At 52.6% G+C, this 23641-nt stretch carries 21 protein-coding genes; 6 read left to right on the forward strand and 15 right to left on the reverse strand.

What is annotated here, in order from left to right:
- Positions 1-4 precede the first annotated feature (4 nt).
- On the reverse strand, positions 5-853 hold the full coding sequence (locus ACLBVC_RS19780; protein ID WP_410151043.1) for a hypothetical protein: 849 nt from the start codon (positions 851-853) through the stop codon (positions 5-7).
- A 213-nt stretch (positions 854-1066) separates the two neighbouring features.
- Between ACLBVC_RS19780 and ACLBVC_RS19785 the strand changes: the two genes are divergently transcribed.
- From ACLBVC_RS19785 to ACLBVC_RS19795, 3 genes are read left to right on the forward strand one after another with little or no spacing between them, the layout of a single operon-like run.
- Complete coding sequence (locus ACLBVC_RS19785) at positions 1067-1273, forward strand: hypothetical protein (protein WP_410151044.1); 207 nt, start codon at positions 1067-1069, stop codon at positions 1271-1273.
- 39 nt (positions 1274-1312) lie between these two features.
- Positions 1313-1687 (forward strand): hypothetical protein, encoded by a 375-nt coding sequence (locus ACLBVC_RS19790; protein WP_410151045.1) that lies wholly within the window; start codon positions 1313-1315, stop codon positions 1685-1687.
- 51 nt (positions 1688-1738) lie between these two features.
- The gene (locus ACLBVC_RS19795) at positions 1739-1912 is read left to right on the forward strand and encodes a hypothetical protein (RefSeq protein ID WP_410151046.1); all 174 of its coding nucleotides are present in this window, start codon (positions 1739-1741) and stop codon (positions 1910-1912) included.
- Between the two features lie 63 nt (positions 1913-1975).
- Here ACLBVC_RS19795 and ACLBVC_RS19800 read toward each other — a convergent pair whose 3' ends face one another.
- Complete coding sequence (locus tag ACLBVC_RS19800; RefSeq protein ID WP_013574394.1) at positions 1976-2662, reverse strand: GntR family transcriptional regulator; 687 nt, start codon at positions 2660-2662, stop codon at positions 1976-1978.
- A gap of 90 nt (positions 2663-2752) precedes the next feature.
- Positions 2753-3580, reverse strand: coding sequence for a helix-turn-helix domain-containing protein (locus ACLBVC_RS19805; RefSeq protein ID WP_410151047.1), 828 nt, complete (start codon positions 3578-3580; stop codon positions 2753-2755).
- A gap of 271 nt (positions 3581-3851) precedes the next feature.
- On the opposite strand from ACLBVC_RS19805, the gene ACLBVC_RS19810 reads away from it, so the two are divergent.
- Both ACLBVC_RS19810 and ACLBVC_RS19815 read left to right on the forward strand, forming a co-directional pair.
- Entirely contained in the window at positions 3852-5261 is a 1410-nt protein-coding gene (locus ACLBVC_RS19810; protein ID WP_410151048.1) for an MFS transporter, read from the forward strand.
- A gap of 26 nt (positions 5262-5287) precedes the next feature.
- The gene (locus tag ACLBVC_RS19815; protein ID WP_410151049.1) at positions 5288-7264 is read left to right on the forward strand and encodes a glycoside hydrolase family 127 protein; all 1977 of its coding nucleotides are present in this window, start codon (positions 5288-5290) and stop codon (positions 7262-7264) included.
- A gap of 52 nt (positions 7265-7316) precedes the next feature.
- On the opposite strand, the gene ACLBVC_RS19820 is transcribed toward ACLBVC_RS19815, so the two are convergent.
- From ACLBVC_RS19820 to mdtD, 12 genes are all read right to left on the reverse strand, one after another.
- The gene (locus tag ACLBVC_RS19820) at positions 7317-8660 is read right to left on the reverse strand and encodes an MFS transporter (protein WP_410151050.1); all 1344 of its coding nucleotides are present in this window, start codon (positions 8658-8660) and stop codon (positions 7317-7319) included.
- Positions 8661-8742: 82 nt separating this feature from the next.
- Entirely contained in the window at positions 8743-10032 is a 1290-nt protein-coding gene (locus tag ACLBVC_RS19825; RefSeq protein ID WP_410151051.1) for an MFS transporter, read from the reverse strand.
- 128 nt (positions 10033-10160) lie between these two features.
- Positions 10161-11174 (reverse strand): Zn-dependent oxidoreductase, encoded by a 1014-nt coding sequence (locus ACLBVC_RS19830; protein WP_410151052.1) that lies wholly within the window; start codon positions 11172-11174, stop codon positions 10161-10163.
- Positions 11175-11185: 11 nt separating this feature from the next.
- The gene (gene rspA / locus ACLBVC_RS19835; RefSeq protein ID WP_152324540.1) at positions 11186-12400 is read right to left on the reverse strand and encodes a starvation-sensing protein RspA; all 1215 of its coding nucleotides are present in this window, start codon (positions 12398-12400) and stop codon (positions 11186-11188) included.
- Between the two features lie 205 nt (positions 12401-12605).
- On the reverse strand, positions 12606-13619 hold the full coding sequence (yiaK, locus tag ACLBVC_RS19840) for a 3-dehydro-L-gulonate 2-dehydrogenase (RefSeq protein ID WP_410151053.1): 1014 nt from the start codon (positions 13617-13619) through the stop codon (positions 12606-12608).
- Entirely contained in the window at positions 13606-15168 is a 1563-nt protein-coding gene (locus ACLBVC_RS19845) for an MFS transporter (protein ID WP_195816191.1), read from the reverse strand. The genes yiaK and ACLBVC_RS19845 overlap by 14 nt, the downstream gene beginning before the upstream one ends.
- Before the next feature lie 264 nt (positions 15169-15432).
- The gene (gene yegS, locus ACLBVC_RS19850; RefSeq protein ID WP_410151054.1) at positions 15433-16329 is read right to left on the reverse strand and encodes a lipid kinase YegS; all 897 of its coding nucleotides are present in this window, start codon (positions 16327-16329) and stop codon (positions 15433-15435) included.
- Between the two features lie 371 nt (positions 16330-16700).
- The gene (trhP, locus tag ACLBVC_RS19855) at positions 16701-18086 is read right to left on the reverse strand and encodes a prephenate-dependent tRNA uridine(34) hydroxylase TrhP (protein ID WP_410151055.1); all 1386 of its coding nucleotides are present in this window, start codon (positions 18084-18086) and stop codon (positions 16701-16703) included.
- Positions 18087-18273: 187 nt separating this feature from the next.
- Positions 18274-18621 carry a YegP family protein gene (locus ACLBVC_RS19860; RefSeq protein WP_410151056.1) on the reverse strand — a complete coding sequence of 116 codons (348 nt, stop codon included), beginning with the start codon at positions 18619-18621 and terminating at the stop codon, positions 18274-18276.
- A gap of 167 nt (positions 18622-18788) precedes the next feature.
- Positions 18789-19508: an envelope stress response regulator BaeR gene (gene baeR, locus ACLBVC_RS19865; protein WP_410151057.1), complete on the reverse strand. Its 720-nt coding sequence runs from the start codon at positions 19506-19508 to the stop codon at positions 18789-18791.
- Entirely contained in the window at positions 19509-20894 is a 1386-nt protein-coding gene (gene baeS / locus ACLBVC_RS19870) for an envelope stress sensor histidine kinase BaeS (RefSeq protein ID WP_410151058.1), read from the reverse strand.
- Positions 20891-22366, reverse strand: coding sequence for a multidrug transporter subunit MdtD (gene mdtD, locus ACLBVC_RS19875; RefSeq protein WP_410151059.1), 1476 nt, complete (start codon positions 22364-22366; stop codon positions 20891-20893). Before mdtD ends, baeS begins: the two co-directional genes overlap by 4 nt.
- Before the next feature lie 259 nt (positions 22367-22625).
- Between mdtD and ACLBVC_RS19880 the strand changes: the two genes are divergently transcribed.
- Positions 22626-23579 carry an aldo/keto reductase gene (locus ACLBVC_RS19880; RefSeq protein ID WP_410151066.1) on the forward strand — a complete coding sequence of 318 codons (954 nt, stop codon included), beginning with the start codon at positions 22626-22628 and terminating at the stop codon, positions 23577-23579.
- Positions 23580-23641 lie beyond the last annotated feature (62 nt).

A 23641-nucleotide genomic window follows, 5' to 3' on the forward strand; every position in this document is an offset into this window, starting at 1 on the left:
CTTATCAGGCGCGGCGCTGAGTTTCGCTCAGCGCCTCTTCTGCCTGGTAATACATCGTCAGCGCCTGTTGCAGATGCACGGCGTCAAACGGGTTCAGCGGGTAGAACTTATCTTCTTTGCGCGGACGAAACATCACACGGATTTTATTCGATGAAACCTGTTCAAAAAGGTAACTGGCAATATCCTGATTTTCCTCATCCTTCCACGAAAGCAAAAGCGCCGCGTGCTCACCGGTACGACGCCCGATAAAATGCTCGTGCAGCCACAATCCTTCGCATTCACCGTCTTTTTGCAGCTTCTTGCCGCTGAACCACGTGGATCCCGCCAGCATCAGCAGCGACTGTGGCGTGATTTCTTCACGCAGCTTGCGCCACAGCGGCTGATTATTCTCCATCTGCCAGCAGGCCATGCCGAGATAATCATTCAGCTCACGCCAGTCGCTTTCCAGCTGCTCTTTCAGCTCAGGTTCCTGAATATGCATAAACTGTTGCAGACCGGTGGCCTGTTCACCCAGCTTGTTGTAAGCAATTACGGTCATGGTACGGGGCTTGCGGCGGAACGTAATCCACAACAGAAATTTGGGAATGCGGAAGGTAATGGCCTGAATGGTCAGTTTGTAACGATTGCCGCGTGACATGACAATTCCGTTAGACGTCCCGCGTTTGTCCTGATAATTCCTCACCAGTACCACACTGTTCTGGCCCATCCAGCCTGTGACGTAATGCTCTTTTTCGCTTTCAGCCACGTCCAGATCGCGCACGACCTGGCTGATTTTCTCGACATCGAGCTGAGACAGGGACAGCGACTGATCTGCGCTGTAATAGCTTTTTTTCAGGGGGGCTGTAGCAGGCATAAAAGTATCCACGATATTGATGTGGTTTACAGCTTACACCAAGTTGTCATACAAATTTTGGGGCTACCCCGCAAAACGGGCATTTTTTTCGGGTTACGTTAGCCCTGATAACGAAATTTCCCGAGGCGTCTCGTAAAAACGTGCATGCTGCATTGTGATTCATTTTGCCGGGATTATTCTGTCGCTCATTGAAATCAGGGAACGATAAACAGAATGAAATATTTAACGTTACATGAAACGGTAATTAACGAGACGGTTCTCATCATGAATGCGGTCTTTGATAAATTAAAAACCCCGCTTATTATCAGACGTATTTGTCGCAGTGATATTATCTGGCAGCAGCGCAAGGCCCGACGTAATTTACTGCAACCGAAAAAGAATCCGCTTAACTGGAAATGGTTATTCAATGAATACCGTTAAAACAAACCTGCTGAGTCTGGGGTTGAGCAAACCGCTTACGTGTTTTGTCTTAAAAATCCGCCACAGGAGCGGGCGGCTTTCTTATTGAAATCCTGCCGGTTTGCAGAGAATGATCTTGAAATCAATGCGCTGGAGAATTTTTACCGTAAAACGCCTGAGCATCCATTAAAAAGAAAAATGTTGTTTTTTAGCCTGTGTATTACGGTCACCTATGCCAACTCTCTTGATGGAAATAAATTACTGGTGAAAGAAAATACACGATTTATTATTAAAGATGTTGTCAATAAAGTCGTAATGCGCTTTTATATGTCAGAAGCACCTTTAACCAAAGTGGCAGGTAAGATGGAATGTGAGTCAAATTACTTTCTGTTAGACGAGTATATGAAGTCAAAATTAAATAATAGAACGCTTTAATTTAATTCCAATAAATATCAATTTTCACAGTCTGAATATAAGGAAAAGTGTTTGGGTAAATCCGTTCAGTTAACCCCACGCCAGATTGAGCTGGTCGATATGCTCGTTGGGTATTTGAGATATTGCGAAGAAAAGTATTCTGACTTCGATGAAGAGGGGCTCGGCGCATTTGGTCCGCCGGAAGCCTTCTACCATCCGCCTAAAGGCTGGACTAAACTTCCCTGAAACGCGTTGGGCCCCGCGCGCTGGCATTGCGCTAAAACGCGGGGAAAACTTTTTTTGCCCTATCTATTCCGCATCAAACCAGTCGCTGTTTTGCTCAGCAATCGGCGTAATGGTGGAAATCATTTCCTGCAAATGAATGCGGATGGCTTTTTCGGCGGCGTCCGGATCGTGCGCTTTCAGTCCGTCAAAAATGGCGTAATGCTGCGCGATGAGATTTTCCGGCGGCGATACCTTGCTGAGCGTCAGAAACCGCACGCGATCCATCGTGGCTTTGATGTGCTCGACGGTTTCCCACGCCAGCCGGCAGTCAATAATCTGCGCGATGGTGCGATGAAATTCATCGTCGAGTAACAGGAATTCCTGCGTTTGCTGGCTTTTTGCCGCCAGCGTCTGCCGTTCAAGATTGTGCTCAAGCAGCGCGAGATCTTTATCCGTCGCGACCATGGCAGCGCGGCGGACGACGGCGGTTTCAACGGCTTCACGAATAAAACGGCCGTCGGCCACCCGTTTGGAAGAAATTTTCATCACGTAAGTGCCGCGCTGTGGCAGAACCTGTACCAGCCCGGCTTCGGCGAGTTTGATAAAGGCTTCGCGAACCGGCTGGCGGGAAACATTAAAACGCGTGGAAATTTCTTTCTCCGACAGGAACGCCCCCGGTGCGATGGCACAGGTGACAATGTCCTGACGCAAAGTGCGATAAATCTGCTGATTTACCGGCACATTACTGAGAAATTCAAAGGAGTCTGTCATGGGCTCAATTTGTCTTCAGAATCGTGAGAAGATAATACTAACATGAGTTTTCTCAGGATTTTGAGATTGTTAGCGCAAGGTTTTATCAAATTATTGGGAATTAATATGCTCGCGGCAATAGAGTTTTTTGTAGGCCGCCGGTGTGATACCCAGCAATTTGCGGAAAATCCGGCGAAAATAGGCCACGTCGTTAAAACCGGTCTTTCGCGCAACATCCGCAACATTGCCGGTATTGCTCAGCAGTAGTTTTTCCGCCACCGCCACCCGTTGTTTATGCAACGCATCCGTCAGCGTCATCTGAAACGTCATGCGGAAAACCCGGCCGAGATAATCAGCATTGCAGTGCAATCTGTTTGCCAGCTCAGAGGCACTGAGTGGCAGATGGTATTGCGTGGTAATCAGTTCACGCGCCTTATAGGCCAGCGCGACACCCGGCCCGCCGGGCTCCACATTTTCAGGCCAGACGCGGGAGACCTCTTGCAATAATAAAACCAGAAACAATGACAGAGAATTTCCACCGCGTTCCTGCTCATATAAAAATAATCTGAACAGGGTTAACACGGTTTCCGTATCCCTGATTTTGCAGTGTTGTGGAATATTCAGCTGTAAAGAGGGATTATTTTGCTGTGATTGAATTAATGTCGTTTTTTCCACAATGTCAAAATGCAGCCAATAGAATTTTAACTCAGGATCAAACGTCGTCACGCCTTTATGTTCCCGGCCGGGAAATAACAGTAAACTTTCCCCTTCGCGTAAGTCAAAACGGGTATTTTCTTCATGTAAGGAAAGCGTACCGCGCACAACATAAATGAGTTCATGTGAACTGAGCTTTCGGGTCGGATGTGTACCCACTCCACGGGAAATAAATAAGCCACCGTTTTGCACGTTAACCGGGTAATTTACGGAAAATGAAAGCATTTCAGGCACTCATCTGGCAGTTGAAGCCTAACATTAGCACAGCGGTCGTGGTCTGCCAGCGGGCAGGAATGAGCTTTTGATCTGCTTCACAGATTCCATTCATCAGTCGGAATTGTCCCGTTTAACTACTTTATCCTCCTCTTGTTGGCGTAAGAGCCCTGTGCCAGATTTACGGCGTACCTTATTTATCGCCGGGCTGATATTACAACTCAGTCTTATTTAATACGTTTCTGAAGCTTATAAATAACGATATAAAAGCGAGGAAAATAAAATGCCAACCGATTCTATAAATACCGGTTCATCGCCGGTAAGGGGCACTGACGTCATTGTGTCTGCAAACGCCAAACTTTCGGTCAGTGAGAAAATTGGTTACGGATTAGGAGATGCCGGAGGGACGATAATTACGTGCCTGATCACCAGTTTTTTAACCTTTTTTTATACCGACGTTTTCGGTTTGACGCCTGCGATTGTCGGCACGTTGTTTATTTCACTGCGTGTTATTGATGCAATTTCCGATCCGCTGATGGGCATTCTGGCCGACCGGACACAAAGTCGCTGGGGCCGTTTTCGCCCGTGGCAGTTGTGGATTGCGCTGCCTATCGGCGTAGTCGGTTTTCTCACGTTCACCGTGCCAGGGTGGAGCGGTGACGCCAAAATTGCCTACGCATTTTTCACTTATTTCCTGCTGTCCATTTCTTACACCGCGATCAACGTGCCGTATTGCGCGCTGATTAACACCATGACCACGGATCATCGCGAGGTGATGTCCTGTCAGTCCTGGCGCTTTGTCTTGTGCGGCGTCGCCGGTTTTCTGGTGTCGGTCGGATTGCCGTGGCTGGTACAGGTACTGGGAAAAGGTAACGCTGCGGCGGGTTATCAGCAGGGCGTCGGTTTGCTTTGCGTGATCGCAGTCGGGATGTTCCTGTGGTGCTTTTTTGCCGTGCGGGAGCGCCTGCCGCTGGCACTGCTCGGGCAGTTCAGCGTCCGTGAGCACATTCGCGGAATGCTGAGAAATGATCAGCTTTTGCTGGTATTGCTGATGTCTTTCCTGCTGATCAACGTGTTTAACCTGCGCGGCGGCGGTTATATGTATTTCATCACGTACGTGCTGAGAGGCGGTGCGGGTTACGCCTCGATGTTCTTCGGCATGGTGACGCTGGCGTCGATTCTCGGGGCGGTGATCGTCAATCAGCTGACAAAATTTATCGACAGCGTGCGTCTCTACATGCTGACTAATCTGGTGCTGGCGGTGTTTTCGCTGCTGTTATGGTTCGTACCGGTGGGCGAACAGTGGCAGACGCTCTGGCTGGGCATTATTTTTGTCCATTGCGTCATTCTGGGCTTTACGCTGCCGCTGCACTTTTCACTGATGGCGTTCGCCGATGACTACGGCCACTGGAAAAACGGCATCCGTTCTTCCGGCATGAACTTCGCCTTTAACCTTTTCTTCATCAAACTCGCGTGGGCATCCAGCGCCGGGATTATCAGCCTGGTCTTCGTGCTGGTTTCTTATCAGGCCGGAGCAGATCACCAGACCGCAGCCTCGCTCCGCGGGATCACACTTCTCGAAAGCCTGCTGCCTGCGGCGATGCATCTGCTGCTGGCGGGCACCCTGATTTTCTGCAAGCTCAACAACACATTACTGACGCGCATGTCGCGTGAGCTGGCGGCCAAAATTTAACTGACGATAACGATTCAGGAGGTTGTATGTCTTTTTCTCCGGTTGATTCTTTAGAAGTGCCTTTGCACAAGGTGAATATTTCCGATGCATTCTGGCTGGAATACCAGCGTCTGGTGAAAGATGTGGTTGTGCCGTATCAGTGGAAAGCGCTGAACGATGAAGTGGCGGATGCGGAGCCGAGCCACGCCATTGAGAACTTCCGTATCGCGGCCGGACAGAGCGACGGCGAATTTTACGGGATGGTTTTTCAGGACAGCGATGTCGCCAAATGGCTGGAAGCGGTGGGGTATTTGCTGGCGAAAACGCCGGATCCGGAGCTGGAAGAAACTGCTGACCGCGTCATCGAACTGGTTGGTGCCGTCCAGCATCCGGATGGTTATCTGAATACCTATTTCACGGTCAAAGAGCCGCAGCAGCGATGGACAAATCTGGCGGAATGCCATGAGCTATATTGCGCCGGACATCTGATCGAGGCGGGTGTCGCTTACGCGCAGGCCACCGGAAAAACGCGTTTGCTGGAAATTGTCTGTAAGCTCGCCGACCATATTGGTGACGTTTTCGGGCCGGGTGATAAGCAATTACACGGTTATCCCGGTCATCCGGAAATTGAGCTGGCGCTGATGCGTTTATATGAAGAAACCGGCGAAACGCGCTATCTCGAACTCACGCGTTATTTCGTCGAACAGCGCGGTACGCAGCCGCATTTCTACGATATTGAGTATGAAAAACGCGGTAAAACGTCTCACTGGAATACCTACGGTCCGGCCTGGATGGTGAAGGATAAAGCCTACAGTCAGGCACATTTGCCGGTCGCGTTGCAGACTACGGCTATCGGGCACGCGGTGCGGTTTGTGTATTTATACGCTGGTGTCGCGCATCTGGCGCGGCTGAGTCAGGATCAGGAAAAACGCGAAGTATGCCAGCGGTTATGGGAAAACATGACGCAGCGGCAGATGTATATCACCGGTTCTATCGGTTCGCAAAGCAGTGGCGAGGCTTTTTCGTCGGATTATGATTTGCCCAACGATACGGCCTATACCGAAACCTGCGCGTCGATTGGCCTGATGATGTTTGCCAACCGCATGTTGCAGCTCGAGGCCGACAGCCGTTACGGCGATGTCATGGAACGCGCTCTGTACAATACGGTGCTTGCCGGCATGGCGCTCGACGGCAAACATTTTTTCTACGTCAATCCGCTGGAAGTCCATCCGAAAAGCATTTCCTTCAACCATATTTATGACCATGTAAAACCGGTCCGTCAGCGCTGGTTTGGCTGCGCCTGTTGCCCGCCTAACATCGCGCGGCTTCTGGCGTCTCTCGGTCACTATATTTATACCCAGCGGCCGGACGGTGTGGACATTAATCTCTATATCGGCAGCGATGTCGAAGCCACGATTGGCGGTAAGCCGCTGCGCCTCAGGCAATCCGGCGGTTATCCCTGGGCTGAAAATGTGCTGATTGAAGTAGACACCGGAGAGCCTCTCAAAGCCACGCTGGCGCTGCGTTTACCCGACTGGTGTGCCAGCCCACAGGTGACGCTTAACGGCAAACCGCTGGACGTCGCCGCCCGGACATCGCGCGGATATCTGCGTCTGACGCAGGAATGGCAAAAAGGGGATCGCATTGAGATGACGTTACCGATGCCGGTAACGCGCGTGAAAGGCAATGCGCTGCTGCGGCATGTCGCCGGGAAAGTCGCGATACAGCGTGGGCCGCTGGTTTACTGCCTCGAACAGGCCGACAACGGCAGCGAACTGCATAACATCCGTTTGCCGCAAAATGCGCCATTTCGCCTGATTGCGGGTAATGGGTTGTTCGCCGGGAAAACGCTTTTACAAACGCAGGGCGAGCGGTGCACGTCAAACCATGCTGAGCAGCAACCGCTTTATCGCTTCAATCCATCCGTTGAAGAGGCCGTGCCGCAGACCATGACGTTTGTGCCGTACTTTACCTGGGCAAACCGTGGGGAAGGTGAAATGCGTGTGTGGGTTGATGAGGTATAACCCGTCACCCTTCGGGCTGCCGTGACGGGCAGCCCGAAGGGGCCGTGCGGGATTACTGTTTCCAGCTGTGGTATTCGCTCTTTCTTCTGCCCGGCGCGGTTTCCGGCAGCAGGGCAAGGCCGATCACTGAGACCACGCCGAGAACAATCATGTATATCGCCAGCCCGTGATAATCGCCGCCGGTCATTTGCAGGATTTTTACCGCCACCAGCCCGAGAATCCCGCTGCCGATGAGTGAACCGATTTGCCAGATTAACGCAATGCCACTGCAACGGATCCGCGTCGGGAACAGCTCAGGAAAATACGAGGCCTGCGGCGCATAACACATGCTGTGGCCGAAAGTCAGCGCGAGGATCATCGCAATTTGCGTGATCCAGAACGTGTCCATTTTCAGTGCCAGAAAGAAGGGAATAATTCCTAGCGCCAGCAACACCGCACCGGCCATATACACCGGCTTGCGGCCAATTTGGTCGGAGAGTTTACCCATCATCGGGATGGCGAATATCTCCAGAATGACGGCCACAATCATGGTTTGCAGCAGAATGCTTTCGCTCAGGTGATTGGCCTTACCGAATGCCAGCACAATCACCGTGAACATGGCGAATGCGCAGGCTTCGATCAGTTTGGCACACACGCCTTTGGCGATGATCCCCGGATACAATCTGATGACTTCCACGACCGGTCGCGATTCCACCGCTTTGGTTTTACGGATTTCAGCAAACACCGGTGATTCATCAATCCGCAGACGGATGAACAGCCCGACGATCACCAGCAGCAGGCTGAGCAGGAAGGGAATACGCCAGCCCCAGTCGAGCATTTGTACGGCAGATAACTGCGATGTCAGCAGCGCAAATAAAGCCGACGGCAGAAGAAAGCCCAGCGGCGCGCCGATTTGTACCCAGCTGGCAAAAAAGCCCCGGCGTTCCGGCGGCGAATATTCGGCGGTCATCAGTACGGCGCCTGCCTGTTCTCCGCCCACGCCAAACCCCTGCAATACGCGGATTAAAATCAGCAGAACCGGCGCCCAGAACCCGATTTTTTCGTAAGTCGGCAGCAGGCCGATGCAGAAGGTTCCCAAACCGACAATCAGAATGGTGATCACCAGCGCTTTTTTGCGTCCGACTTTGTCACCGATATGGCCGAAAACAATACCGCCCAACGGACGGGCAAGAAACCCGACGGCGTACGTGGCGAAAGCGGCCAACGTGCTGATCAGCGGGTCGTGGCTGGGGAAAAACAGCTGACCGAAAAACAGAACGGCCGCCGTGCCGTAGGCAAAAAAGTCGTAATATTCGGCAGCGGTGCCGATAGCGGAAGCGCCTGCGACGCGTCTTAATAATCCACGCTGTTCTTTTTCGGCGGCTTCAGAGAGAGGCTGCGATGAAATCTGTGTCATGGTGAAATGCTCCGGATATACAGCAACTGTGTTGGCAAAATGCCGCGCCTTTTAGCCGGGCGCGGCATTTTCATTCAGAACTTCAGCCGTGGGATAATTTAGTGGCCGGTGAATGCTTTGGGGCTTTAATCACAAAGAACACCAGAATCGCGCCGAGGGCTGCAACGCCGCCTGCGAGAATAAAGGCGCTGTCGAAATGACCGGTGTTTTGCACAATAAAGCCTGTTACGACCGGCCCGACGATGCCAGATACGCTACCGACCAGATGGATAAAGCCGCTGGTGCCGCCAACGCGGGATTTATGCACGACGTCCTGAATAATCGCCCAGTAAATTGCGCCGGTGGTATACAGGAAGAAAATAGAAACAGACATCAGTACCACGGCCGGAACTACACTGGTGACGATACCGGCCAGTGCGACGCAAATAGCGGCGGCAGACAGGCTGAAGACAAGAATAATTTTGCGCGACAGCAGTAAGCGGCCGGTAATATTGAAAATTTTATCGGAGATATAACCGCCCAGCGCCAGACCGACGAATCCGACAATCCACGGAATAACAGTAGTCAGGCTCATTTCTTTAATATTCAGCCCGTGTGCCTGAACCAGATAAGACGGGAACCAGCTGAGGAAGAAGAACAAAATATAGTTGTAGCAGAAGAAGGCGAACGCCGTGACCAGAATAATAGGCTGACGTAAATAATATCCCAGACCATGCGCGGCGTGCGCCAGGTCGTCTTCTTCACTGATATTCTCATTCTTCATCTCATCAACTAAACGTAATTCTTCCGGCGAGACGCGTTTACTTTTCAGCGGATTATCCGCCACGGTAAAGAACCAGATTGCCATCCACACAATCCCGATAGCGGCAATCACCATAAAGGCCGGACGCCAGCCAAAAGACAGCGCCAGATAGCCGACGATCGGCCCGGCAACGGCGCCGCCCAGAGGCGAACCGGCGCTGAGAAGCCCCATTGCGGTGGCGGCCTTTTTCTTCGGGAACCAACCGTTAATCATCTTATTGGCGGAAGCGCATATCGGGCCTTCGGCCATGCCGAATAATACCCGCAATATCAGCATGGAATAAAAGCCGGTGGCGATGGCAGTCATTCCGCAAAATACAGACCACAGCCCGACGGCTAATCCCATCACGACCGTTGGCCCGAATTTATCGACGGCCAGGCCGCCGATGAAATTGAATATGGCGTAACCAAAGAAAAAACTGCCGAATATTATCCCGAACTGCTCAGGATTAATGGTCAGTTCTTTTTCTATCATCGGTACCGTAATAGACAGCGCTACACGGTCGAGATAGTTGATCATGTAAACCATGAACAGCAGGAATACGATGATCCAGCGTAGGTTCTTAAACATAGGTAAGGTGCTCCACTTGGTGTCGTTTTAATAGTGTTGCGTTCTTTGTAGGTAGAATATGAGGTACGGTTTGCGGGAAGATTTAAAAATCCTCCCGCGGTTTCAAACAATTAAAATAAAAACGGTCTTCAGAACGTCAGCAGAACTTTGCAGCAGGAGCGCTGATCTTTTTCAAACAGCGTCAGTGCGGCTTCCACATCTCCGGCGGGCATCCAGTGCGTCACCAGTTTTTCAGGCGTGATTTTTCCCTGTTCCATCCATTCAATCACCTGCGGGAAACGGTGACTGTTCAGGCGCGAAGAGAACAGCGAAATTTCTTTGCTGGTAATACTTTGCTGCGTGATGGTGCTCGGCTCGCCAGAGAAGCCCATCATGCCGATACGCGCGGCCGGTGAAGCCAGCAATATGGCTTCCTGCAAGATCGCCGGATGGCAGGCAGAATCAACGATTATCGTCGGGCGCACGCCCTCAGCGGACAACACATCAGCCACGCTGCGTGCGCTGTTATTGATGGTCCAGTCGGCGCCGCTGTCGAGTGCCATATGCAGACGTTCTTCAATGCGATCGGTGACGATCACGTTCTGAACACCGTACACGCCTTTCAGCACCTGGACCACTGTCAGCCCCATCGGGCCTGCGCCATACACCAGCGCGGTATCCTGCGGTGTCGGTTTCAAAAAGGCTGTGATGTTCGCCGCAATCGTGAAAGGTTCGACCATGCTGGCGAGTTTGTCGGAAATGGACGCAGGGACTTTATAGGCGTTTTTAGCCGGAGCGCAGGCGTAATCGCTGAAACCGCCGTCGCGGTGAACGCCGATCACCTGTAACTCGTTACAGACATTAGGCCGTCCGACGGAGCACGGATAGCAATGCCCGCAGCTCACCACCGGGTCAATGACCACACGTTCGCCGATGCGTGCCGTATCAACGCCTTCACCGACGCTGTCGATGTGGCCGAAGAACTCATGGCCGATAACGCGCGGGTATTTCGCGAACGGATTGTGGCCGTGATAGATATGGACATCGGAGCCGCAGATGCCTGCGTAACTCACCCGAACTCGTACCTCGCCGGCGGCAGGTACCGGCAAAGCACGTTGCTCGATGACTAATTTTCCCGGTTCTTGTATAACGACACTGTTCATTTTTCGTTCCCTCACCAGTTCCACAAAGTGCCGTCTTCAAGACGGGCCACCGGCAGATAGGCCGGTTCGTACGGATATTTCGCGGCGAGTTTTTCGTCAAACTCAATGCCCAGCCCGGGTTTTTCGCCAGGATGCATGTAGCCGTTATCGAAGGTCCAGTTATGCGGGAACACTTCCAGCATCTGTTCGGAATAGCCCATGTATTCCTGCACGCCAAAATTCGGCACCCACAGATCAAAGTGCAGGGCAGCCGCCATGCAGACTGGAGAGAGATCTGACGGGCCGTGCGAACCGGTGCGCACCTGATAAAGCGACGCGAAATCGGCGATGCGGCGCATCCCCGTGATACCGCCCGCGTGGGTCAGCGTGGTACGGATATAGTCGATCAACTGTTCTTCAATAAGCTGTTTGCAATCCCAGATACTGTTGAAGACTTCGCCGACGGCAATGGGTGTGACCGTGTGCTGGCGGATCAAACGGAAACATTCCTGATTCTCGGCAGGCGTCGGATCTTCCATCCAAAACAGGCGATATTCTTCAATGCTCTTGCCAAAACGCGCGGCTTCGATGGGTGTCAGGCGGTGATGCATGTCGTGCAGCAGATGTTCGTCAAAACCGAATTTGTTGCGCACGGCTTCAAAGAGTTTTGGTGTGAAATCGAGGTATTTTTCCGTGGACCACAGCTGTTCTTCGGGCCAGTTGCCTTTGGTTGCGGGCTCGTACGCCAGACCTTTGCCTTTCGCCATGCCGTAAGTGGTTTTCATGCCTGGCACGCCGCACTGGGCGCGAATCGCCTTAAAGCCCAGCTCTTTATGCTTGGCATAGTCATCGAGCACTTCGTCGATGGAGTGGCCGGTGGTGTGGCAGTAAACCATCACGCCGGTGCGGGATGCGCCGCCGAGCAACTGATACAACGGCATATTGGCTGCTTTAGCTTTGATATCCCACAGCGCCATATCGACCGCAGAAATGGCCGACATCGTCACCGGACCGCGACGCCAGTACGCGCCTTTGTAGAAGAACTGCCAGATGTCTTCAATCTGATGCGCGTCTCGCCCGATAAGCTGCGGGCAGACGTGATCTTTCAGATAAGACGCGACCGGCAGTTCACGGCCGTTCAGGGTGGCATCGCCGATACCGGTCAGACCGCTGTCGGTAGTGATTTTTAACGTCACAAAGTTGCGACCCGGGCAAGTGACAAAGACTTCAGCATTCACGATTTTCATCGGTTACGACCTTTTGCAGTAAAAGTTAGATGCATTTTCTTTGGTTATAAATACGTCAAAAGCCAACTACCATACAAGTATGTAAATCGGTTTTTGCCGGAGGCGATCACATTTTTAGCGGGGATTTGAGCGAAAAAAGTCAGCAGAGCAGAAATGAAAACGCCTGCAACGGGCAGGCGTTTCAGGGCAGGAGAGCAGGGAAATCTTATTCCGCCAGCCTCATGACTTCATCCCAGACGGCATTGTCGACGGGAATGCCAAGGCGGCGGTTTTGTTCGCGGTTTAATGCCGCCGTCTGGCCGGGATAGCGCACATCACGGTTGTTTTCGGCCGGCTCTGACTGATTCACGTAATCCACCACGCTGTCGGCCATGTGTTCGGTGAATTGCGTGCCGCCCAGCTGCGCCGGGTCGAAGACCATGAAAATCTGGCTGGCGCCGGTGCAACTGCCTTCGCCAATTTTATCGATTTCATTGGTCGGCGAACCGGCGGAGAGCAGTGCGGCCATTGCGTCCAGCACAATCGCCAGGCCGGAACCTTTCCAGTAACCGGCGGGCAAAATGCGCATGGAAGCCTCAATCGGGCCGGGATCGTCAGTGAGATTTCCCTGAACGTCATAACCGCCGGGATAGGGCAGTTTTTCATTTTTGAGCCGCGTGACCTGCAATTTTCCGTAGGAATATTGCGACATCGCCATATCCAGCACGATCGGGCCTTTGGTTCTCGGCACCGCCATCACAAACGGGTTATTGCCGATGCGGGTATTTTTTCCGCCCCAGGCGGGCATGCACGATTCTGTGTTCGTCCAGCAAATGGCGGCCAACCCGCGTGTGGCGGCGTGCCAGCCATAACTTCCGCCGCGCATCCAGTGGCTGCTGTTTTTCATCGCCACAATCCCGACGCCGTATTCTCTTGCCATTTCGGCGGCTTTTTCGACGGCAAACAGCGCATTGGTGATGCCGATACCCCGGTTGCCGTTATAGATGGCGATGGCGCCGAGCGATTTTTCCTGCACGGGTTTGGCGCGAATATTGATCCAGCCTTTCTGAACGTAATCGACAAAGCGTGCCACCCGGTTCAGGCCGTGCGAAGGGATGCCGTCGCAGCTAGATTCGGTGTGGATCCGTGCACACGTTCTCGCGCTTTCTTCATCCAGCCCCGCTTTGAGCAAGGCGCGCTGGATGGTTTGTTGCATCAGGCTGAATTCAATTCTTTGCATTGTCGGCTCCGGTGGAAAGTTCAGGTGAGGTCAGCGGGGAATAGTCTTCTGTCTGGCTTAGAATATTATTATCACCCCAACATTTTTCGTAAGGCCAGCCGGTCAGTTGTTCGGCGATTAAACGGGTTTCTGGCGTCACATCATATTTACTGCCACCGGCTTTCAGGCGTTCAATTTCATTGACCAGCAGCGAATGGTTATGGCGGGTAAGGCGAAACTTCATGGAGCTGTAAAGGCCAATTAGCAGGAAGACCACCGAACCTGTACCAAATACCAGCGTAATTCCGTAGACCGCTTCCGCGGGTTGCGTTGTGCTTTTCGGCGTAAATCCATAATGTTGCAATAACAGGCCTACGGTAAATAACGCCACGGCCTGAACGGCCTTACGCACAAAAGTCATCACGCCGGCGAAAATACCTTCTCGGCGTTTCCCTGTCAGCATTTCATCGACATCCGGAATAAAACTGTAGATATTCCAGCAGACATAACTGGTCCCGGAACGTCCGACGCCCATTAAAATAACGGAGAGATAAATCAGCGCCATATTAAAAGGCAGTTGCAGCAGATGAATAGATAAAAATAACCCGACGCTCGCCAGCATGAAGAGTTGTGCAATCCGGTACGCTGAGCCGTTACCTAATTTCATACACAGGAAAATAAATAAGGCTACGCACACAAATTGAATGAGCGTCATGAGTGTCATCGCATTCGACGCCGTTACGGCATTTTGCCCGAGGACAAAAATAATGTAGTAAGCGAGAACGGCACCGAGGACATCGAGTGCGACATAACCACCCAGATACATCCCGACGTGCTGGCGAAAAGTCCGCACTTTCATGGTCGAAACCAGGGATTTAAACAGGTGTTTCATGTCACGGCGGAAAGACAATTTCGGCGTAGCTACGTCAACGGGGATGGGGCGTTCCCAGGTGTAGAAATAGAGCAGCAGGATCACCACGGCGAACAGCACGCCAAATATCACGCCCATAATCAGGAATGATGAAGACGAATCTTCTCCGAGATATGCAATAATTCGTCCCGGAAGCCAGGCGGCTAATATTGCAGCGCCGGTTGAAAAGAACATTCTGACACCGGTGAGTTTAGTGCGCATTTTAAAACTGGAGGTCATTTCAGCCGCCAGCGTTTCATAAGGCACAATCGCCAGCGTGTAAGCTGCGTAAAATAAAATATACGTCAGCAGGTAATACCAGAATCCCATGCCGCTGACCCACATAATAATGTAGGTCACCATAATCAGCGGAGCGCCAAATAAGAAGAAGAACCCGCGACGGCCATACTTTTTACCCAGAGGGTTACGGTAAAAATTATCGGTTACATATCCCATCAGCGGATCGAAAAAGGCATCCAGTAACCGGGCAGAAGCAATAACGGCACCGGCCTCCGCCGGGCTTAATCCTGCGTAGGTGGTATAGAAAAACATAATCCATAAACCTAATACCGCAAAACAACCGCCGCCGAAGAAATCTCCTCCGCCATAGGCCAGCATATTTTTTAGTGATATCGGTCTTTCTTTATGATGATTAATCATAATACCCCTGTGTTCCGTATTATTTTGGCGATATCGGATAAGTCAGAGTCGTGAAAAACAAACTTATTGGTTGCCGCAAACGTTCAGGAATAAAAACTCCGTCGGCATCAGCAGAATAAAACTAGGCAACCGTCATCTACCATACAAGTATGTGAATCAGGATTTATCGGAAAGGATCACAAAAATAAACGCAAATTTCCTCTGTACTGTAAGGCAGATCACAGTACAGAGAATGAGCAGGACGGGTAGGGGACGTTCGGGGAATTAGCCGAGTAACTCACAGTTTGGGGGCAGACGGCACTGAATTGCGTTGGGGAGAACTTCGATGCGGAACTGTTTTCCGGTCAGCGGCTCGCCGTCGAGATTGAACGTCATGTCGTGCGGCGCGTTGATTTCCAGCCACGGCAGACTGGCGGAAATGATGTTCTTATTCTCTTCGTTGTTGATCAGGCTGCGCAGGAAAGAGGGCAACAGCTCTTCGGAGGTCAGCAAACGCAGCTGCAACAGCCCGTCGTTAATCAGCGCGTCCGGGCAAATTTGCTGCCCGCCACCGGCCTGACGGCCATTGCCGATACCGATAACCAGCGCGTCGCCCTGCCAGCTGAAATCTGGCCCTTTGATTTCGCAGCTGTCTGCTTTCAGCGTATCAATGCGTAAAAGGCCGTGGATAAAATAGGAAACGCCGCCGAGTGCGGCTTTCAGTTTTTCCGGCGTTTCGGTGGTGATCCGCGTGCCAAATCCGCCGGTCGCCATGTTAATGAAGAAGTGCTGATCGTTTACTTTAGCCAAATCGATGTCCACGACGCGGCCTTTCACCGCCAGCTGAAGCGCCTGTTCCGGTGAGAGCGGAATATTACAGCTGGTGGCAAAATCATTGGCCGTGCCCAGCGGGATAATACCGAGTGCGGGAGCCTCTGCGCCAAGCTTGGCCAGCGCACCCGCCACTTCGTTGATCGTGCCATCGCCGCCACCGGCAATCACCGTCTCGCAGCCCAGCTCTACGGCTTCTGCTACATAGCGCGCGGCGTCTCCGTGCTCCCAGGTGACACGCACGCTGAGTTTCACGCCTTCTTCACGCAGCGCACCGACGGCTTCCCGCAGTTCTTCATTTCCTGCCCCTTTTCCGTTTAAGATCAGCAGTGCAGCGCCCGTGTCCTTCATATCATCTCCTTATCATTCATAGACTTTAACAATAGATGATAACGACCGTATTTGGCTATCGGATTAATCACTTAATAATTTAATCGTCTGTTAAATAATTGCGGTTAAATTAATTCAAAAAATGGCGTATTTATCGTGCGGGAGTTAATTAAATTGAAGGGAAAGTAAAACGTTATTCTTCTCAATAACAGGAAAAAAGAAAGAGACTGAATACAAAAAGAAAAGCCAGCTCAAGGGAGATTGAGCTGGCCAAGGAGGTGGTTCCTAGTGTAGTCCGGTGCATTATTTTGCATTCGAAGTAAATTGCGAATGCATATTAGCCAACTTAAATTAAAAGAGTTGTGACCGGATTCTTATTTTCACTAAAAGCCTTATTTCACGTGCGGATTGCGTGTATCTGTTTCTTCCAGATTGCGCAGCAAAATGGCGAATTCCAGGCTGATATCCTCCGGCAGGGCGACATACACAATATGCCCGTTACCCGGCGCGACTTCCGTCGACTGGCCTTTCTTGTTGCGCAGCGCTTCAAGCTTGAACTGAATATTGCCTTGTGGCGTCATCATTTCCACGCTGTCGCCAACGCTGAATTTATTTTTCACATCGATTTCAGCCCAGCCGTCAACCCGGTTGCCGGTGAATTCGCCGACAAATTGCTGACGGTCGCTGACGGAAAAACCGTATTCATAGTTTTGCTGCGCGTCATGGGTATGGCGGCGCAGGAAACCCTCGGTATAGCCGCGATGCGCCAGCCCTTCGAGGGTGGAAAGCAGCGTCGGGTCGAAAGGTTTTCCGGCAACGGCGTCGTCGATGGCGCGGCGGTAAACCTGTGCGGTACGCGCGCAGTAATAGAATGACTTGGTGCGGCCTTCAATTTTCAGGGAATGCACACCCATTTTGGTCAGTGCTTCAACATGCTGAATAGCGCGCAGGTCCTTGGAATTCATGATGTAGGTGCCGTGTTCGTCTTCGAACGCACTCATGTATTCGCCGGGGCGCAGGGCTTCTTCGAGCATAAACACTTTATCCGTCGGCTGACCGATGCCGAGCGTCGGTTCCGGCGCGTCGACCTGCTGAACCGGGATCGGCTCGTACTGATGCACGATATTGCCGATGGCGTCTTCTTTGCCTTCCTGCACTTTATATTCCCAGCGGCAGGCGTTGGTGCAGGTTCCCTGATTCGGGTCGCGTTTGTTGATGTAACCGGAGAGCAGGCAGCGGCCGGAATACGCCATACACAGCGCGCCGTGGACGAAAATCTCGATTTCCATGTCTGGCACCTGCGTGCGGATTTCGGCAATCTCTTCCAGCGACAACTCGCGGGATAATATCACGCGCGTCAGCCCCATTTGTTTCCAGAACTTCACCGTTGCCCAGTTCACCGCGTTTGCCTGCACCGACAGATGGATATCCATCTGTGGGAAAGCTTCGCGAACCATCATGATCAGGCCCGGATCGGACATGATCAGTGCGTCCGGACCCATGTCGATGACGGGCTGCAAATCGCGGATGAAGGTTTTCAGTTTGGCGTTGTGTGGTGCGATATTCACGACAACATAGAATTTTTTACCGAGAGCATGGGCTTCGTTAATGCCGATTTCCAGATTCTGGTGGTTAAATTCGTTGTTGCGCACACGCAGGCTGTAGCGCGGCTGACCGGCGTAAACGGCATCCGCACCATAAGCGAACGCATAACGCATATTTTTCAGGGAGCCGGCAGGGGAAAGCAGTTCCGGAACAAAAGAATTGGGGGTAAACATAGTCAATCTCAGTCTGATCACAGGTCAGGGCCGTCCCGGATTCGGGGCGACGAAAGGTCAGAATTGTAACGTCTGAGTTGATCAAAAGCAGCCGGTTAGTGTGGGTATTTCAGCTTTTACGGGGTCAGATCAATTTTTGAATCGGGAGGTTGCGGCGATGAATGCCGCAACCTCAGAAAAGGAGGAATCAGGCCGTTTGCTGGGTGTGATCGCGGATATCGGCCGTTGGCCCGTTTTTCACGACCGACAGGATGCCTTTTTTCGCGGCACTTTCCGTGGTGTACATCTCACTCACGCCAATAACCTGATGGTTTTTCGCCTTCAGCACAAAATAAAATTGCCCGTCTTTCGACGGTTTCACCTCGTATTGCGCCTCATGCGGCGCGTTAGTCTGTACCGACGAAATGCCATTGTCTGCCGACGCTTTGCTGGCATACATCTCGCTGGTGAGAATAATCTCTCCGTTCCCGGCCTTCAGGTTAAAGTGAAACTGTCCATTCTTCGCTTTTTTCAGATCATAGTGACCGTTAGCCATAAAGGTAATCTCCAGTAGAGGGGGTTTTTCCAGAGATAAGTGTAGTTAAGGGAAACTTTTTCGCGGGGAAAGGGAGTATTTAAGACATTAAATGTGAACTGACCGACAGACTTTCAGTAACTTTACAAATCTGCGCTGCCGGCCTTTCAGGTGTGTAACCCTGTGCATTACGCCAGATGGCAGGGTTCGGCTTCCCAGCGATAACCCACGCCGTAGACGGCGCGGATAAACGCCTTCTCGCCGTCCAGCGATTCAAGTTTCCGCCGCAGGTTTTTGATGTGGCTGTCGATGGTGCGGTCCGTTACCACGCGGTAATCGTCGTACAGATTATTGAGCAGGATTTCGCGGGTGAAAACATAGCCGGGCTTGACCGACAGTGTTTTCAGCAGACGAAATTCCGCCGGTGTCAGCTCAAGCTCATGCCCCTGGAACGTCGCCTGAAAACGGGCTTCATCAATATGCAGGCCAATCTCTTTTGCCACATGTTCGTCAGGGCGCACGCAGCGGCGCAGGATCACTTTCACGCGTGCAACCACTTCACGCGGGCTGTAAGGTTTGCAGATGTAATCATCGGCACCAATTTCCAGCCCGAGCAGGCGGTCGATTTCTTCAGTTTTTGCCGTGACCATCATGATCGGCACATCGGAAAACTGACGGATATCGCGGCAGATGGATAAACCGCTGCTTCCCGGCAGCATCAAATCCAGCAGGATCAGCGCCGGAGGATTACTCTTCACCTGCGCGATCACGTCGTGTCCATCGGGCAGCCATTGTGTCACGTAACCCGCCGCTTCGAGATAGTCGATCAGCAGCTGGGCAAGTTTCGGTTCATCTTCCACGATCAGAATTTTTAACGGCGAAGGGCCGGACAATACAGAGTCGTTCATTCAATTTCTCGGGCCATGTGGAATAGAAAGCGGCAGGACAATCGTTATGCGAACGCCACCCGCCGGAGAGTGGCTGGCACTTATCTGCCCACCGTGCGCTTCGACAATATTCTGGCAAATTGCCAGACCTAAACCAGAACCACCGCTGGCGCGATTACGCGAGCCCTCGGTGCGATAAAATCGTTCGAAAATTCGTACCAGCTGTTCATCACTGATGCCCGGTGCGCTGTCCTGGAAATTCAGATGCAGCGATTTATCGCGGATTTCCCCGAGGATTTCCAGGCCGCCGTTGGGGTCAGTATAGCGCAGGCTGTTTTCCAGCAAATTATTGAAAAGCTGCGACAGACGCTGCGGGTCGCCAAAGACGTCAGCGTTTTCAGGCAGACGGCTGGTCAGGGTCAGCTGTTTACTGTGGAATCGGTCGCGGGAACCGGCTTCCGCCAGCTGAATCAGATGCACCACGTCCGTTTCGACTTTGCGGTACGCCAGCGCACCGGCATCAGACAGCGAAAGCTGGTGCAAGTCATCTACCAGTTTTGTGAGGATCGAGACTTCAGATTGCAGGGATTCCAGCGAACCCATCGTCATTTTGCGCACACCGTCCTGCATCGCTTCCAGCTCGCCGCGCAACACCGCCAGAGGGGTGCGCAGTTCGTGGGAAATATCAGCCATAAAGGCGCGGCGCATCTGCTCGTTTTTTTCCAGCGTTATCGCCAGTTGGTTAAAGTCCTGCGCCAGTTTGCCCAGTTCGTCTTCGCTGTCGACTTCAACGCGCGTGCTGAAATCCCCGGCGGCGAGCTGATGCGTGCCGTTGACCAGACGCTTAACCGGCGCGAGCATTCCCCGCGATAGCACCCAGGTGACGGCGGCGGCCAGCAGGGCGGTGAACGCCGTAATAATCCAGCTGGTGCGGCTTTGCTGGTGTTCGAAATTGATGTCTGCATCGCGGGTCAGGCGCTCGGCAGGCGTGGAAATCACCGAGCCTATTATCACTCCGTCAACGGTCATTACGCGGCGCGGCCCCTGAAGATCAGCAGGAACCGGCTGTTCGTAACCGCCGATGCGGCGGTCATGACTGTCGAGGATCCAGAACTTTGTCCGCCATCCCTGCGGTGGCATTTTCTGGCTGCTGTTCTGGTCAAATGAGCGCATCAGCTGATAAATCAGGCGGTCATTTTTTTCCAGAAAATCCCAGTTACCGTGCAGTTTGTACTGCTCCTGCAAGGTGTCGGCCAGCAGCTCAACGCGTGATTCATTACTCTGGCGGATATAATCGATAAAGCCCCGTTCGAAGCTCATCCGTACACCCCAGTTCATGGTGATTAACACCAGTGCGCAGGTGCAGAAGATGGCCATAAACAGTTTGGCGGTAATACCTGGTTTCATGATTTTCTCATCGGGTCGGGGGATCCGGCCGCGGCACGGCGGCGATCGATAACGGCATTTTTCTGTATGTCCGGCGGCACTTTCGAAAAGACCCAGGCGGGCAGGGCGATCACCAGCGCCATCGACATGTAGCAATACAGGAAAGCGGTGTGCAGGGTGCTACTGTCAGGCGTTATGGCCTGCTGATGCGCGAAGAGGCCAATCAGCAAACCGGCGACGCTGACCCCGAGACTCATCGATAACTGCATAATCATCGACAACAGGCTGTTGCCGCTGCTGGCCAGACGCGGTGGTAAATCTTTCAGCGTCAGCGTATTCATGGAGGAGAAGCGAAGGGAGTTCACCATACCCTGGAAGAACAGCACGATCGGAATCATCCACACGGCACCGTAAATCGCCACCAGCGGGAAGATAAGCGTAATCAGCGCGAGCAGTAAAGTGGCGGTCACCAGCGCGGCGCGATAGCCGAGCTGATTCACCAGCCGCACGACCACGCGCTTCATTCCCATGCTGCCAAGCACCATCGGGATCATCATCAGCCCGGCATGAAACGGCGTAAAGCCCATCCCCAGCTGTAAAAACACTGGCGTCATAAACGGCAACATTCCGCTGCCGATGCGGCCTAAGAGGCTGCCGATAAGGCCAATTTTAAACGTCGGCGTGTGGAAAAGGCGCAGGGAAAACAGTGCGGAAAGATTGCCACGGGCGTGCATCCAGTAAACGCCTAACGCGCCTAAACCGACGACCACCAGCAGCACCAATTCCAGGGCGCTGAGGCCCATGCTGCGGCTGCCTTCTAATGCCAGCGTGAGCGTCGCCATACAAACCGCCAGCATGACAAAGCCGCTGATATCAAAGCGCCGCGTCTGCATTTTGTAATTCGGCATAATCATCAGCGTGGCAATACAACCGGCCAGACCAACCGGCAGATTGATCAGGAAAATCCAGTGCCAGCTGGCGTACTGCACCAGAAAACCGCCCAGCGCCGGGCCGAGCAGCGGGCCGACCTGGCCGGGCAACGTGACCATGGTCATCGCCGCCATGTATTCACTGCGCGGAACGATTTTCAACACCGTCAGCCGCCCGACGGGCACCATCATCGCGCCGCCAATCCCCTGAACGATACGCGACAGCACCAGTTCGCGCAGGCTTTCGGACTGCGCGCAGAGCAAGGAACCGACGGTGAACAAAATGATGGCGGAAAAGAAGACCCATTTCACTCCGACTTTATCCGCCAGCCAGCCGCTGGCAGGCAACATCACGGCGACGGTCAGCACATAGGCGACCACCACCGAATGCATATGCAGCGGGTTTTCACCCAGGCTGCGGGCCATCGACGGCAACGCGGTATTCACAATCGTGGTGTCGAGCGCCTGCATAAAAAAGCCAAAGGCGACAATCCACAATTGCCAGCGTACCGAGGGCGGCAGCGGGGCGGAAGGCGGTAAGGTGTAAGTGTTTTCAGATTTCATGGGTTCGCATCAGCACAATCATTGTCGCGGCATTTCAGGGGGAGTACCACCTTCAGACAGGCTTACAGTGTAGCCAGAATGCTTCAGCAGAAAATGGAGGAAATAAGGAGAGTCTTTCCCATTTTTTGACAATTCTTCTGACAATAAAGAATAGAGTTTCGGCCTGACATTTTATATCAAAATGCTAAGGTTGACCTTTGATCACGAATCGTTCGCACGCAAAGCATGTTTAATCTGACCTTCTCAAAGGGAGAGAATGATGAGTAAAAGAGAACTGGGCCGTTCAGGCATTCAGGTGCCGTTGCTGACTTTCGGCGGCAATGTGTTTGGCTGGACTGTCGATCAGGCAGCATCCTTTAATCTGCTCGATGCCCTTTTGGATCATAAGCTCAACTTTATTGACACTGCTGATGTGTACTCGAGCTGGGTCGAAGGCAATCATGGTGGGGAGTCGGAAATCATTATCGGCAACTGGCTGAAAAAAACCGGCAAGCGCGACCAAATCATTCTGGCAACTAAAGTCGGTAAACCGATGGGTGAAGGAAAAGTCGGCCTGTCGCCGCGCTATATCAAAGAAGCAGGGGAAGCCTCTTTAAAACGCCTGCAAACCGACTATATCGATTTGTATCAGTCACATGACGATGATGCGGATACGCCGCTGGCAGAAAGTCTGGCCGCGTTTGATGCGCTGATCAAAGAAGGCAAAGTGCGCGCTATCGGCGCATCCAACTACAGCGCGCCGCGTCTCGCCGAAGCGCTGAAAGTCAGCAAGGAAAACGGGCTGGCGCGTTATGAAACGCTGCAACCTCAGTACAACCTTTATGATCGCAAAGTGTATGAAGAAGCGCTGGAAAAAGTCGTGACGGACAACGGTCTGGGTGTGATCAACTTCTACGGGCTGGCTGCCGGGTTCCTGACCGGGAAATACCGTACCAAAGCCGACGCCAGCAAAAGTAAACGTGGCGAAAACGTGGTTGCACGGTGCCTGAACGAACGCGGCCTGAAAGTGTTGCAGGGGCTGGATCAGGTGGCGGAAAAACACGGTGCACAACCGGGGCAGGTTGCGCTGGCGTGGCAAATCGCCCGTCCAAGCATCACGTCCCCAATTGTCAGCGCGACCTCGTTGCAACAGCTCAATGAACTGGCGCAGGCCGCTACGCTGAAACTCGATGATGCCGATATCCGTACGCTTAACGACGCCAGCGCGTGGTAAAGAAGTCTTCGTAAAACGGAATTTTCCGTATCGCCATAAACAAAAAACCGCCTTAACGTCAG

The organism is Rahnella selenatireducens (assembly GCF_046449555.1).
In the GTDB taxonomy this organism is placed as follows: Bacteria; Pseudomonadota; Gammaproteobacteria; order Enterobacterales; family Enterobacteriaceae; genus Rahnella; species Rahnella selenatireducens.

Coding starts and splice junctions, on each gene's coding strand:
- rspA (WP_152324540.1), bottom strand. CDS start 12,400: ATGAAAATCGTGAATGCTGAAGTCTTTGTCACTTGCCCGGGTCGCAAC.
- ACLBVC_RS19825 (WP_410151051.1), bottom strand. CDS start 10,032: ATGTTTAAGAACCTACGCTGGATCATCGTATTCCTGCTGTTCATGGTT.
- ACLBVC_RS19860 (WP_410151056.1), bottom strand. CDS start 18,621: ATGGCTAACGGTCACTATGATCTGAAAAAAGCGAAGAATGGACAGTTT.
- mdtD (WP_410151059.1), bottom strand. CDS start 22,366: ATGAAATCTGAAAACACTTACACCTTACCGCCTTCCGCCCCGCTGCCG.
- ACLBVC_RS19785 (WP_410151044.1), top strand. CDS start 1,067: ATGAAATATTTAACGTTACATGAAACGGTAATTAACGAGACGGTTCTC.
- yegS (WP_410151054.1), bottom strand. CDS start 16,329: ATGAAGGACACGGGCGCTGCACTGCTGATCTTAAACGGAAAAGGGGCA.
- ACLBVC_RS19780 (WP_410151043.1), bottom strand. CDS start 853: ATGCCTGCTACAGCCCCCCTGAAAAAAAGCTATTACAGCGCAGATCAG.
- ACLBVC_RS19815 (WP_410151049.1), top strand. CDS start 5,288: ATGTCTTTTTCTCCGGTTGATTCTTTAGAAGTGCCTTTGCACAAGGTG.
- ACLBVC_RS19880 (WP_410151066.1), top strand. CDS start 22,626: ATGAGTAAAAGAGAACTGGGCCGTTCAGGCATTCAGGTGCCGTTGCTG.
- ACLBVC_RS19800 (WP_013574394.1), bottom strand. CDS start 2,662: ATGACAGACTCCTTTGAATTTCTCAGTAATGTGCCGGTAAATCAGCAG.
- trhP (WP_410151055.1), bottom strand. CDS start 18,086: ATGTTTACCCCCAATTCTTTTGTTCCGGAACTGCTTTCCCCTGCCGGC.
- ACLBVC_RS19820 (WP_410151050.1), bottom strand. CDS start 8,660: ATGACACAGATTTCATCGCAGCCTCTCTCTGAAGCCGCCGAAAAAGAA.
- baeR (WP_410151057.1), bottom strand. CDS start 19,508: ATGAACGACTCTGTATTGTCCGGCCCTTCGCCGTTAAAAATTCTGATC.
- ACLBVC_RS19805 (WP_410151047.1), bottom strand. CDS start 3,580: ATGCTTTCATTTTCCGTAAATTACCCGGTTAACGTGCAAAACGGTGGC.
- ACLBVC_RS19830 (WP_410151052.1), bottom strand. CDS start 11,174: ATGAACAGTGTCGTTATACAAGAACCGGGAAAATTAGTCATCGAGCAA.
- baeS (WP_410151058.1), bottom strand. CDS start 20,894: ATGAAACCAGGTATTACCGCCAAACTGTTTATGGCCATCTTCTGCACC.
- yiaK (WP_410151053.1), bottom strand. CDS start 13,619: ATGCAAAGAATTGAATTCAGCCTGATGCAACAAACCATCCAGCGCGCC.
- ACLBVC_RS19845 (WP_195816191.1), bottom strand. CDS start 15,168: ATGATTAATCATCATAAAGAAAGACCGATATCACTAAAAAATATGCTG.
- ACLBVC_RS19810 (WP_410151048.1), top strand. CDS start 3,852: ATGCCAACCGATTCTATAAATACCGGTTCATCGCCGGTAAGGGGCACT.